The organism is Ammoniphilus oxalaticus, assembly GCF_003609605.1.
In the GTDB taxonomy this organism is placed as follows: domain Bacteria; phylum Bacillota; class Bacilli; order Aneurinibacillales; family RAOX-1; genus Ammoniphilus; species Ammoniphilus oxalaticus.
On sequence record NZ_MCHY01000013.1, the window covers coordinates 130,591 to 143,366 of the forward strand.

Consider the following 12,776-nt stretch of genomic DNA (forward strand, 5'->3'; position numbering starts at 1 on the left):
TGCTATACCTCCTGAAGTTCGTAGCGATAGTCCTCGATCGCCGGATTAGCAAGTAATTTCTGACACATTTCTTGCGCGCGCTCTTCGGCGGCCTGACGGTCTTTTAAATTGATTTCCAATTCAATATATTTACCGATTCGGACATCGCCGACTTCATCATGACCAAGACTATGCAGCGAGGTTTTTACGGCGCTGCCTGCAGGATCGATCACACTTTCTCTCAGTGTTACGTATACAATGGCTTTAAACATAAGTTTCTCCTCCTAAGCGTCTTAAAAATGGATTCTATTCGTGAAAAGACTGCGTTCCAGCGTAACCGATTCTTCTCTTAGGATAGCCCTAATCGGGAAAAGATCGTGTCTACATGTTTGAGATGCCAGTTATAATCAAAGCAATCGTCTAATTCCTCTTTCGTTAGATACGCTACAACATCAGCATCTTCCTCAAGAATTTGACGGAAGGAACGACGTTCTTCCCACGCTTGCATCGCTTTCGGTTGCACCGTATCATAAGCTTTCTCGCGGCTTAATCCTTTATCAATTAATTTTAATAAAACACGTTGCGAGTAAATCAGACCATATGTTCTTTCCATATTATCTTGCATATTTTCAGGATACACCGTTAAATTCTTGACGATGTTGCCAAACCGATTCAACATATAATTTAACAAAATCGTTGCGTCTGGTAAGATGACCCGTTCCGCGGAAGAGTGAGAAATATCTCGCTCATGCCATAATGGAATGTTCTCATAAGAGGTGAGCATGTAACCTCGAATCACGCGAGCCAATCCGGAAATATTTTCACTGCCAATCGGATTGCGTTTATGCGGCATCGCCGAAGATCCTGTTTGACCGACTGCGAACGCTTCTTCCACTTCACGCGTCTCACTCTTTTGCAAACCGCGAATTTCAGTGGCAAACTTCTCGAGCGATGTCGCAATCAATGCGAGCGTACTCATATATTCCGCATGGCGATCACGCTGTAACGTCTGTGTAGAAATCGGGGCTGCTTGAAGCCCTAGTTTTTCGCAGACATACTCCTCTACAAAAGGCTCGATATTTGCGTACGTCCCGACCGCTCCAGACATTTTTCCAAACGCGACGCCTTGACTTGCTTGTTCAAACCGATCTAAGTTTCTCTTCATTTCTTCAAGCCACAAAGCGATTTTCAAACCAAAAGTGGTCGGTTCCGCGTGAACGCCATGGGTTCTTCCCATCATCACGGTATACCTATGTTCCTTCGCTTTACTTGTTAAAATATCAATAAAACGTTGTAAATCTTTGCGCAAAATTTGATTCGCTTGCAGCAGTAAATACGACAAGGCTGTATCGACGACGTCAGTAGAGGTTAATCCATAATGAACCCACTTCTTTTCTTCACCTAACGTTTCTGATACAGCTCGCGTAAAAGCGACAACATCATGGCGCGTTTCCGCTTCAATTTCATAGATGCGATCCACGCTAAAAGACGCCTTCTCTCGGATTGTTTTCACATCTTCTTTTGGAATGTGACCGAGCTCAGCCCAAGCTTCACAAGCTAAAATCTCGACTTCCAACCAGGCTTTATATTTATTCTCCTCAGTCCACACAGCTGACATTTCAGGCCGACTGTAACGTTCGATCATTTTATTTTTATTCCTCCGTCAGACTCCATATTTTCAACCGTTCAATTTGTTCTAAAGCTTCTTCAACCGTCGGCGCAAGAAAATTAATATGTCCCATTTTGCGCTTGGGTTGACTCTTTTCTTTCCCATACAAATGAAGTTTGGCTGTCGCCGGTAAGTCCGCAAGCTTGTCCATTACATCGGAAAGGTGTTCTCCAAGAATGTTAATCATCACAACCGCCGACATCATTTCCACGCTACCTAACGGCAATCCACATATCGCTCGCACATGTTGTTCGAACTGAGAAGTAAGACATGCTTCCATTGTATAGTGACCGGAATTGTGCGGTCTTGGAGCCAGCTCATTTACGATTAGTTCGCCTTGTTCGGTTAGAAACATTTCAACCGCAACGAGTCCAACGACCTCAAACGATTCCGCAATTTGCAACGCGATCTGTTCCGCCTTTTCATGGAGTTCGCTGTCAATTCGCGCGGGTATAATCGTTTGATGTAAAATATTATCGACATGTATATTTTCCCCAACTGGGAACGCTTTTACTTCCCCTTGCGAATTTCTCGCGGCAATCACGGACAGTTCCTTCGTAAATGGGATAAATTCTTCTACAATTAACACTGTTCCCGCCCGACTTAATTCAGCAAAAGCTTGCGGAATCTCCGCCTCCGATCGAATAACCCATTGTCCTTTTCCGTCATAGCCGCCTGTCGCCGTCTTCATCACGCAGGGAGTACCGAGTTTTTTCACTGCATTATGTAAATCTGACTCGGATTTTATGACTTCAAAAGGGGCCACTGGAATGCCAAAAGAGGCTAAGGTCGTTTTTTCGCGAATGCGGTGTTGCGTAATCCGTAACAATTCGCTGCCTTGCGGAACATACGAATTTTGCTCTAACTGTTGGGCGACATCGGCATGAACATTCTCAAATTCATACGTGACTACCGCGCTCGATTGAGCCAGTTCCTCCGCCGCCCGTATGTCAGAAAAATCGGCGATGATTTGCTGATCCGCGACTTGTCCACAAGGAGAATCGGGGGTTGGATCCAACGTCATAAAACGATACCCCATGTTCCTTCCCGCCAGGACCATCATTCGGCCCAACTGCCCGCCACCCAAAATTCCGATGGTCGATCCAGGTTGGATTACCTTCATGGTAAGACACTCCCCTCTCCTTCAAGCACACGCATTTTCATCTCTTCTCTTCGAGCCATAAATCGCTCTTGTATATCCGAATATTTAATCCCCAAAATTTGCGCAGCCAATAACCCGGCATTCACGGCCCCGGCCCTTCCGATGGAAACCGTCGCTACGGGAACACCGCCTGGCATTTGAACGATAGACAATAAGGAGTCCAATCCATTTAAGTTCGATGATTTGATCGGTACCCCGATCACCGGCAATTCCGTCTTTGACGCCACCATTCCTGGTAGGTGGGCAGCGCCGCCAGCCCCGGCAATGATGACTTCCAATCCTCTTTCTTTCGCCTTTTCTGCATATTCAAACATATAATCAGGGGTCCTGTGGGCAGATACAACTTTCTTCTCATACGGTACTTCCAACTCGTCTAACACTAAACAAGCTTCTTTCATGGTTTCCCAATCCGATGTACTTCCCATAATGACTCCAACTTTGATTGGCATGTTTGCTCCTCCTATGCGCGATTAATTCACTACTAGTTAAACATATTTTTATGAGAAAAACAATCAGAAATACGTATCATTTTTCGTTTATCCATATGAATGTTCGCTTTTAGAATTGTTTCCTACATGAACCTTCCATTTAGAACCTAAAAAAGGGCATTCTTACGCCCTTTTTGTCTTTTATCTCTTTTTATATCTCCCCGCCAATAAATAGATAGCGAGCCACGACGACAACGGCTAAGATCCACATAATAATATGAACTTTCTTACCGCGCAGTGATCCTAAAATGACATAGAAAATAATTCCCGCTGAAATCCCATTCGCAATGCTTTGCGATAACGGCATTAACACGATCGTTAAAAATGCGGGAATAGCTTCCAACATGTCGTCAAATTTTATATTCACTACATTTTGCATCATCAACACGCCGACAATGATCAACGCAGACGCCGTTGCCGCGCTCGGAACGATCCCTGCTAAAGGAGCGATAAACAAGGCCAAGATAAACAAAACCCCAATGGTTATCGCCGTTAAGCCGCGACGACCGCCAGCCTCAATCCCAGATGAACTTTCAACAAAGGCTGTGATCGTACTAGTGCCTAATAAAGCCCCAATCGAAACGCCGGACGCATCAACCATCATCGCTTTTGACAAACGTTTCTTCCCATCGGGTTGTTTTAAGATTCCCGCCCGATCCATCGTGGCGACCATCGTGCCGAACGTGTCAAATAGTTCCACAAACGTAAAAACGAAAATAACTTCAAGAATTCCAATTCCAAGTACGCCTTTAAAGTCTAATGCTAAGAAGTTCGTATTCGAAAAATCAGGAAACCAGCTGGCTCCTTGCAGGGAGGAAAGATCCGTCACACCCATCGGAATTCCAATAAGGGTAGAAATCACAATCCCAATTAATATCGATCCTTTAATTCCACGGACCATAAGAATACTCGTAATCAATAAGCCAATAAAAGCAAGTAAACCCGAATTACCATAAAAATATTCAAAACTCGCCAAATGCAGATTCCATTCAAATGGCAGTAAGGTAACAGGGGCCCCACCTTGAAGTGATTCGATCGTTGGCGGGATCGGAGCTGCCTGAAGCGCGATCAATCCCGAGAGTTTAAATCCAAGCAATGCAATGAACAATCCGATTCCGACGGTAATCGCATATTGAAGACTTTTCGGTACTGCTTCCACCAACGCCTGACGGAAACCCGTCACTGTTAAAATAAGAAAAATGATACCTGAAATAAATACCGCAGCCAATGCCGTTTGCCATGTCATAAGTCCATTCGGGGCGGCAACAACCGCAAAATAAGCATTCAACCCCATCCCTGGAGCCAACCCAATCGGCGCTTTCACAATGAGCCCCATCATAATCGATACAATTCCCGCCCCGAGGCACGTCGCAATAAAGACCGCGTTCGGATCCATTCCCGTAGTGGCAAGTGTAGACGGGTTCACGAACAGAATATAGGCCATGGTCACGAAAGTTGTAATTCCCGCAATAATTTCTGTCCTCACTGAAGTCTGTTGATTAAGCATACAACCAATCTCCTTTTGGTTAGGAAAATAAAAAAGCCTAAGTAGTTTTAAAAATCCCTACTTAGGCCTTATCATTTACCAAAAAATAGTTTTAATGAGTACAAAAAGAAACATACCCAATTAAACCATCCCGTAGTCGAGCCATTTACGGCAGCTCGGTAGAAACTTTCAAGCCCTATCCTTGAGATTATACGAAATGCTTAGTATTAAGTTTAGCGTCATTTTTGTCATCAACATGGCTATCCTAACAAGATTCGACAATAAAATCAATACGGAATCTAGTCTCGTCTTTTATTCCCACTCGATCGTAGCTGGCGGCTTAGAAGTAATGTCGTAAACGACCCGATTTACATTTTCAACTTCATTGACAATACGGACTGAAATCTTCTCAAGCACATCGTAAGGGATTCTAGCCCAATCCGCCGTCATTCCATCAATGGAAGTGACCGCGCGAATGCCGACCGTGTAAGAGTAAGTTCGCATGTCTCCCATTACCCCTACACTTTTCATGTCAGGCAAGGCGGTAAAGTATTGCCAAATCTCACGGTCCAAGCCAGCTTTCTGGATTTCATCTCGCAAAATATAATCGGAATCACGCACAATTTTAAGCTTGTCCTCTGTAATCTCACCGATAATCCGAATCCCTAAACCCGGTCCTGGGAAAGGTTGCCTCCATACGATTTCACTCGGCAACCCGAGCTCTTCACCCACTTTACGAACCTCGTCTTTAAATAACGTGTTTAGCGGTTCGATCAGTTCAAATTCCATATCTTCGGGCAATCCACCGACATTATGATGCGACTTTATCGTTTGCGATGTGGCCGTGCCGCTCTCAACAATATCCGTGTAGAGCGTTCCTTGAGCAAGAAAATCCATTCCCTCTAAGCTTTTTGACTCTTCTTCAAATAAATAAATGAATTCATTTCCAATGATCTTACGCTTTTGTTCAGGGTCGGAAACACCTTTCAGTTTGCTAAGGAAACGTTCCTGAGCGTCAATTTTTAAAACCTTCATATGGAAACCTTCGCTAAAAGTCTCCATTACGCTTTCCGCTTCACCTTTGCGCAGCAAACCGTGATCGATAAACATACAGGTTAACTGGTCTCCAATCGCTTTATGGATTAAAACAGCGACAACAGAGGAATCAACGCCTCCGCTTAAAGCGCAAAGCACTTGCTTGTCCCCTACAAGCTCTCTAATCTCACGTATTTGTTGTTCAATGAAGTTTTCCATTGACCATTTACCCTCACATTCGCAAATCTGATAAAGGAAATTTTTCAAAATCTCATTACCGTATTCCGTATGCTGAACTTCAGGGTGAAATTGAACAGCATATAAGTTTTTCTCTTTAGAACTCATCGCTGCAACTGCGCAGTGTTCACTACTGGCGTCTACTCCAAAACCCGACGGCGGCTCTGTCACCAAGTCGCTGTGACTCATCCAAACATTTTGTGTTTCATCTAAATTGCTAAACAAAGGATTTTCTTTTGAAACTTGGATCACGGCTTTACCATATTCGCGCTTATTGGCGCGCTCAACCTTACCTTCCAGTTGATAAGCCATTAATTGCATTCCATAACAAATCCCTAGCACTGGAATTCCTAGTTCATATATTCCTTTGTCCGCAATAAAAGAATCCTCGGCGTCCACACTAGCTGGACCTCCCGAAAGAATAATCCCCTTCGGTTGCAGTTCTTTAATCTTTTCCAAGGGAGTACTATAAGGAAGCAGCTCACTATACACTCCAAGGTCCCTCACACGTCGAGCGATTAATTGATTGTATTGGCCGCCAAAATCAAGCACAAGCACAATTTCATTCGGTCTTTCCACAGTCATTTCCTCCTTGTTTTTGCTGTATGTATGTCAATAGTATTCTCTTATGTCCCAAAAACATAAAACCGAATTCCCCACGAAGGAAAATTCGGCGTTGGTTTTCCCCGACATATTTTGAAGTCTTAAAATTATACGTTAACCTATCTTTAACGAATTAATTTTATCAAAGTCTATCCATATGTCAAGAAAGTCAATATCATATTAATAATGATCAAGTTATTTCGCAGTAAGTAAATTGGGATTTTTTTAAGAAAGGATTTTTAAAGGAGAATTGGCTGGCCCGCCTGGATTCGAACCAGGGCATGACGGAGTCAAAGTCCGTTGCCTTACCGCTTGGCTACGGGCCATCAAATCATTGTAATACTATTATAGACCAATCATACTATTTTATACAACAAACAAATGTTTTTGATTTTGATTATGACTAGTCTTGCGTTATTTTTAACCAGCCGACCTTCCCCCCCTTCAGGCAGCCGACTTTATTTTATCACACATTTTTTATTGTTTCTTCCATGTCCAGCAAAATAATCAAACGGCGATCTATTTTAACGGCCCCTAAGATAAAGGAGGTATCAACATCACCCGAAACCGTCGGAGGCGGCTCGATGTCTCCCTTATTAATATCGACTACACTGCTGCAACTGTCGACAACAATACCTACCTCGATTTCTTTTAACTGCAAAACGATAATACGGGTTTCATCATCAAATTCCTTAGCAGGCAGACCAAATCTCTTCCGTAAGTCTACAATCGGAATCACATTGCCGCGCAAATTCATAACCCCAACTATGTATTCGCTAACATTAGGAACCCTCGTAATCTCCATTATTTTTTCGATTGAATTTACTAAAGAAATATTTGTTCCATACTCCTCGTCATTTACTTGAAAGGTCACAATTTTCAATAATTCTTGGTCAAGCTCTACAGACTGAGTTTGCTCCATATCTCCACTCCCCTCCCCTATCTCTTATCTTATACCTATTTTAATTAAAAAAGAAGCCCTAATCGGACTTCTTTATTCCCTCCTTTATACTAACCCGCTTTTACCCCCTCAAGATTCCTGTCATTTTTTTGTTTGTCTAATTCATTTTGTCTACGAAGCCTATTTAGCTCCATGCGCATTAATATCGAGACGATAAGCGCAACCACCATAAAGCCTGAAAAGTAGATCAAACTGTTCGCATAGCTCCCCGTCACGTCTCTCATATACGCGGCAAACAATGGACCGACAAGCCCACCCGCTGACCAAGCTGTCAGGATATATCCGTGGATCGCGCCGAGTTGTTTAGTTCCGAAAACGTCACCGATAAAGGCCGGTATCGCCGCGAAACCTCCGCCGTAACAGGAATAAATCACTGCAGCAATGATGACAAACGATGTTACACTCGTTACTTTTGGCATGAGGAAGAATAAGAAAATTTGCAGTACAAAAAAGATAGTCCAAGTGTTCATTCGGCCGAGGTAATCGGATGCGGTAGCCCAACCAATACGCCCTCCGCCATTCATGACACCCATCGCCCCTACAAACGTGGCAGCCGCGGCTACCGCCATTCCAAAATCATCTACAGCTAAAACTTTGGCTGCGGAAGTAACGGCAATACCGCACGTAACATTAATAAATAACATCAACCACATATAATAGAAGCGTCTTGTTTTAATCGCCTCATTCGCTGTAAGTTGGGATAAGTCTTCAGGTTGTTTTGAAACCTTTTCCCCAGAACCCGCATCCGCCTCAAATGAAGCTGGGCTCCAACCTTCTGGCGGTCTCTCCAGATATAATGAAGCTGAAAGCATGACCACAAAGTATGCGGCTCCTAAAATAAAGAATGTATTCGCTACGCCTACCGTAACAATCAAATAGTTCATAATTGGTGAAGATATAGCGGCCGCGAATCCAAAGCCCATGATCGCAAGCCCAGTCGCCAAACCCCTTCGGTCAGGGAACCATTTAATTAGAGTAGAAACTGGCGCAATATATCCCGTGCCAAGCCCTATTCCACCTAATACACCATACGTCAAATAAATCATCATTAAAGATTCCATTTTAACCGCAAAACCCGTTGTGAATATACCGATCCCGAAAAAAGCAGCCGCAATCAACCCTGTTTTCCGAGGGCCGTGTCTCTCTACAAAGTGACCTAAGAATGCGGCGGATAAACCTAAGAACAGAATTGCGATACTGAATGTTAACTGTACATTGGCGTTTGTCCAACCCTGACCTTGTCCAATTTCTAAAAGCGGATCGGTAAAGTTACTCCAGGCATACACCGAACCAATCGAAATATGAAGCCCCACTGCTGATAAAGCAATAAGCCAGCGGTTCTTCACTTTTTGTGAACTCATTTACATTCCTCCAAATAATTAGTTGTTTAGTTTTTTGTAATGCCCTTCAGTAACAAACCTATTTGTATTTTGCCGAAAAACGCCTGAAGTATACTTATACAATCACGCCCACGGCAAGAACCTCTCTTAATTAATCAATAAAAAAAGGGCGTCTTAGAAAGTCACTTTTCACTGACCTTCCAGACAACCCTTACACCTTTATTACATTCCCCTTGAAAATTAGATCGCTTTCGCGCCTTCAAAGCTATTTTCAGCGCTTTTCTTTTTTAACTCATTTTGTCTGCGAAGCTTATTCATTTCCATACGCATTAATATCGATACGAAGAATGCAACGACCATAAGGCCTGAGAAATAGATCAAACTGTTCGCATAACTCCCTGTCACGTCTTTCATATAGGCCGCAAACAATGGACCAGCAAGCCCACCCGCGGACCAAGCTGTCAGGATATAACCGTGGATCGCTCCGAGTTGTTTAGTTCCGAAAACGTCACCGATAAAGGCCGGTATCGCCGCGAAACCTCCGCCGTAACAGGAATAAATCACTGCTGAAATGATAACGAATGCCATAACACCGCTCACTTTTGGCAAGAGGAAGAATAAGAAAATTTGTAGTACAAAAAAGATAGTCCAAGTGTTCATTCGGCCGAGGTAATCGGATGCGGTAGCCCAACCAATACGCCCTCCGCCGTTCATGACACCCATCGCCCCTACAAACGTGGCAGCCACAGCTACCGCCATTCCAAAATCATCTACAGCTAAAACTTTGGCTGCGGAAGTAACCGCAATACCGCACGTAATATTAATAAATAACATAAACCACATATAATAGAAACGTTTTGTTTTAATCGCTTCATTCGCTGTAAGTTGGGATAAGTCTTCAGGTTGTTTTGAAACCTTCTCTCCAGAACCCGCATCCGCTTCAAACGAAGCTGGCGCCCAGCCTTCTGGCGGCTTTTCCAGATATAATGAAGATAAAAACATGACGACAAAATATGAAGCCCCTAAAATGAAAAATGTATTTGCGACACCTACAGTTCCGTTTAAATAATCCATGATTGGCGAAGCGACAGCGGCCGCGAATCCAAAACCCATAATCGCAAGTCCAGTCGCCAACCCTCTCCGATCAGGGAACCATTTGACAAGAGTGGAAACTGGCGCAATATATCCCGTGCCAAGCCCTATTCCACCCAATACACCATACGTCAGATAAATCATCGTTAAAGATTCCATTTTAACCGCAAAGCCCGTTGTGAATATACCGATCCCGAAAAAAGTAGCCGCAATCAACCCTGTTTTCCGAGGGCCATGTTTCTCTACAAAGTGACCTAAGAATGCTGCAGATAAACCTAAGAATAAAATTGCGATACTAAATGTTAACTGTACATTGGCGTTTGTCCAACCCTGACCTTGTCCAATTTCTAAAAGTGGATCGGTAAAGTTACTCCAGGCGTAAACTGAGCCAATTGAAATATGAAGCCCCACCGCGCACAAAGCGATAAGCCAGCGATTTTTTACTTTCATTGTTGATCCCATGATGGACCTCCTAGAGAATTTTCTAATTATTTATCTCTCCATGGTGTCTTCACGTGATGTTCGTTTGATAAATCATTCCAATAATCCAAAACTTATAACCAATAGATTTAAAAGAAGAATAAAGATATAAAGGAAAATAACTTTTTAAAAAAATACGATTCTACCCACCCACACTTGTATTACCTACTAGTTCACCCCGCTTCACTCAAGCTTTATTTGAAGGAAATGGATGTAAAATTAATTGTGTCGATTCTTTTCCCTAGTGGAGAAAGACACCACTCTCTCTCCATTTAAACCTTTAAGAAGAAGGAAGCGAGTAGGGTATTACCCCACTAGGAAAAAGAAATGCATTTGCACTATACTTACTGTTATTATAATATTATGTGAATCTTTTCACATAATATTATAATAACAGTAATATGAAGAACTTGTTGCCGCTAATCCAATACTGAATTTTAACCATGATGTTCTATCTCTTTCTTCACCTTTATAATACCCCATAAATATTGTAATTACGATCATTTTCTAAAGAATTCACCATTTTGACAATAAACAGATTGTCAAAATATCAAATATTGTTCACCCCTTTTATCCGAGGACGCGAATCGATTCCATATCACTCTTTAACCAGCTAATTAAATCGCTTTCTTTATACTATAAACAATGTGTAAAAGTTCTTTTGTGAAAAATTTCACATTACATCTCAAAAATATATCTTTAAATTTCCAATCCACTCAAATTAGAATATACTGCTCTTTATACAGCTTGTCAAGAGTCATCACAAAGCATAAAAATAGAAGGCGCTTCACCTGAAAACAGCGCCTTCCACTTTCTAGCGGACAAATTATAAAAGGATCCAATGGGGGCTTTATTCGCTTTCGTCTTTGAGAAAAAACTCTTGAATTTTTCGACTTTCCGTCTGATATATCTCCATAAACTTTTTATCAAATTCTTCTCTGGACAAAACCCCTTTTTCTACTAATAGCTCAAACAGCGTCATCAGCTGCACATGATCAGTTGCAGTCTGAGCCCCAATTTTTCCAATCGCCGTAAATGCTCTTTTATTAAAATCTGTCATAACGAATCATCTCCCTAACTTAGCTAGTATTCTGCAAAAAGAAATAGATCCCGCAATTATTAAAAGACAAAGAGGCAAACTAAAAAAGGCCATTCATTAAGCTACTCAACTCAGTGAATGGCCTTAATCACTTCCTAAGCAAAAAGATGACATAGGACTTGAACCTTTTTTTCAAACGTTTCAAGTTTACTTGATCTTTCTTATTTCCATCTAACTTATTGCTTCAAAGCTCCATTTGCTTCTGGGATGTTATCCATGTCAAGCGCATTCACCTGACAGAAGTATTCCAAAAACTTTTCAATCTTTTGGATTTCCTCTTCATCCGTTTTTAACGCAATAATATCTTTCAAAATTTGAGCAGTCCAAATATTATCGAAATAACGAAACTTACCGGAATTCCACGTCGTTCGGTGAGGATAGTTGCTATTGATATAATAGTTCCAGAACAACATTTTTTCCGCTTCTTGATCTGTTAGCTGGATTCTAAACTCTTCATGAGACGGGACCAATCCATCCTCGCTAAGACTGCCAGAAAATGTTTCATCTACCATGTAGAGGCCGATAATTTGTCTTTCTGTTTCTGGTTGATCCAGTTCTCTTATAGTCAGAAGACCCGCGCTGTTTGGACGCAAACGAGCCGCCCTGTTTGGTTGACCTTTATTTTTACCGCTCTGAACTACGCCAGTAGATACTTGCCAATCGGTAAACACATATTGTTGTTCTTCTTCATCTAACCAGAACACTATCTGTGAGCTCTCATGAATCCGATGGTTTTTCAGTAATTCTCTACGTTGACGTTCAAGTTCCAGGCGCTCTTTTTCTTCTTCACGTTTCCTTTCAAGCGCTTCTTCTTTCAATTCCCTTTTTGCAATGACCTTTTCCAAAGCTTTCGCGGTATCGCGGTCATTTAGTGTGATAAATTCCGCAAAAACATCAGGATAGACGAATTTTTTAATGTCCTCATTAAAATCAACGGTAATGATAGATCCATCCTGATCCACAATATTACCTTCACCAAAAACCTTATGTGTTATTTCTTCATTAATTAAGTTCACTAACCCACTCTCCTTATATAAGATATTTAGGTAATTAGGTATTTATTTTGACATTATTATTTTCCGAAATTTAATGGCTAAATATTTTCAAATTAAAAAATCGCGCTCAAGTTCTGTCTGGAAGAAGTT

11 protein-coding genes, 1 tRNA gene and 1 riboswitch are annotated in these 12,776 nt (G+C 42.0%); all 12 genes read right to left on the reverse strand.

Annotated elements, in window-relative coordinates; translation table 11 throughout:
- Positions 1-2: 2 nt before the first annotated feature.
- The 12 genes from purS to BEP19_RS17155 all read right to left on the reverse strand — a co-directional run bounded on the left by purS (position 3) and on the right by BEP19_RS17155 (position 12,647).
- Positions 3-251 carry a phosphoribosylformylglycinamidine synthase subunit PurS gene (purS, locus tag BEP19_RS17100; RefSeq protein ID WP_120191161.1) on the reverse strand — a complete coding sequence of 83 codons (249 nt, stop codon included), beginning with the start codon at positions 249-251 and terminating at the stop codon, positions 3-5.
- Between the two features lie 77 nt (positions 252-328).
- Entirely contained in the window at positions 329-1,624 is a 1,296-nt protein-coding gene (gene purB, locus BEP19_RS17105) for an adenylosuccinate lyase (protein WP_120191162.1), read from the reverse strand.
- A gap of 7 nt (positions 1,625-1,631) precedes the next feature.
- Positions 1,632-2,771: a 5-(carboxyamino)imidazole ribonucleotide synthase gene (purK, locus tag BEP19_RS17110; protein WP_120191163.1), complete on the reverse strand. Its 1,140-nt coding sequence runs from the start codon at positions 2,769-2,771 to the stop codon at positions 1,632-1,634.
- The gene (gene purE, locus BEP19_RS17115) at positions 2,768-3,259 is read right to left on the reverse strand and encodes a 5-(carboxyamino)imidazole ribonucleotide mutase (protein ID WP_120191164.1); all 492 of its coding nucleotides are present in this window, start codon (positions 3,257-3,259) and stop codon (positions 2,768-2,770) included. Before purE ends, purK begins: the two co-directional genes overlap by 4 nt.
- Positions 3,260-3,449: 190 nt before the next feature.
- Complete coding sequence (locus BEP19_RS17120; protein ID WP_120191165.1) at positions 3,450-4,805, reverse strand: NCS2 family permease; 1,356 nt, start codon at positions 4,803-4,805, stop codon at positions 3,450-3,452.
- A 113-nt stretch (positions 4,806-4,918) separates the two neighbouring features.
- Positions 4,919-5,020: riboswitch (purine riboswitch) on the reverse strand.
- 76 nt (positions 5,021-5,096) lie between these two features.
- Positions 5,097-6,635: a glutamine-hydrolyzing GMP synthase gene (gene guaA / locus BEP19_RS17125; protein ID WP_120191166.1), complete on the reverse strand. Its 1,539-nt coding sequence runs from the start codon at positions 6,633-6,635 to the stop codon at positions 5,097-5,099.
- Positions 6,636-6,910: 275 nt separating this feature from the next.
- Positions 6,911-6,985, reverse strand: a tRNA-Gln gene (locus BEP19_RS17130).
- 140 nt (positions 6,986-7,125) lie between these two features.
- Positions 7,126-7,581 carry a chemotaxis protein CheW gene (locus tag BEP19_RS17135; RefSeq protein WP_120191167.1) on the reverse strand — a complete coding sequence of 152 codons (456 nt, stop codon included), beginning with the start codon at positions 7,579-7,581 and terminating at the stop codon, positions 7,126-7,128.
- A gap of 89 nt (positions 7,582-7,670) precedes the next feature.
- Positions 7,671-8,966 carry an L-lactate MFS transporter gene (locus BEP19_RS17140; protein WP_120191214.1) on the reverse strand — a complete coding sequence of 432 codons (1,296 nt, stop codon included), beginning with the start codon at positions 8,964-8,966 and terminating at the stop codon, positions 7,671-7,673.
- Between the two features lie 234 nt (positions 8,967-9,200).
- Entirely contained in the window at positions 9,201-10,514 is a 1,314-nt protein-coding gene (locus BEP19_RS17145; protein ID WP_245983671.1) for an L-lactate MFS transporter, read from the reverse strand.
- An 868-nt stretch (positions 10,515-11,382) separates the two neighbouring features.
- Entirely contained in the window at positions 11,383-11,592 is a 210-nt protein-coding gene (locus tag BEP19_RS17150) for a hypothetical protein (protein WP_120191168.1), read from the reverse strand.
- Positions 11,593-11,807: 215 nt separating this feature from the next.
- A complete protein-coding gene (locus BEP19_RS17155) occupies positions 11,808-12,647 on the reverse strand; it encodes a malate synthase (protein ID WP_120191169.1) in 840 nt (279 codons plus the stop codon).
- Positions 12,648-12,776: the final 129 nt, after the last annotated feature.